The 486-nt window shown below is 60.1% G+C and carries 1 protein-coding gene; it reads left to right on the top strand.

The genetic code is table 11. From position 1 onward, the window contains the following. Nucleotides 1–486, top strand: a 486-nt coding sequence (locus AB4Y31_RS31760; protein ID WP_368677419.1) for an extracellular solute-binding protein, incomplete at both ends; no start/stop codon positions are given.

Below are 486 nucleotides of genomic sequence, written 5' to 3'. Positions count from 1 at the left end.
GGAAAAGGTCAATGTCGCCGCGCTGCCGGCCGCCAAAAACGGAACGCCCGCAAAATCGGATTTCCTGCCCGGCGGTGTCACGGACTGCATGGTCGGCAACGTAGCGTGGTCGACTGTCATTACCTATAACAAGGAAGCCTTCAAGAACGGCGAGCCGAAGACCGTTGCGGACTTTTTCGATCTGAAGAAATTTCCCGGCAAGCGGGGCCTGCGGAAATCACCCGAAGCGGCTCTTGAATGGGCGCTGCTCGCTGATGGCGTAAAGCCGGCTGACGTGTACAAGGTGCTGGCTACACCGGCGGGCGTCACCCGCGCGTTCAAGAAACTGGATACGATCAAGTCCTCGATCGTCTGGTGGGAAGCGGGTGCTCAGCCGCCTCAGCTCCTGGCCGACCGCGAGGTCTCGATGACGAGCGCTTACTGCAACCGCATCTGGACCGCCATTGCTCAGGACAAGAAGCCGTTCGGATTCGTGTGGGATGGGGA

The sequence above is a fragment of the Trinickia sp. EG282A genome (assembly GCF_040965455.1).
Taxonomy (GTDB): domain Bacteria; phylum Pseudomonadota; class Gammaproteobacteria; order Burkholderiales; family Burkholderiaceae; genus Trinickia; species Trinickia symbiotica.
The sequence above is the reverse complement of the archived record's forward strand: the minus strand, read 5'-3'. Positions and strand labels throughout refer to the sequence as shown.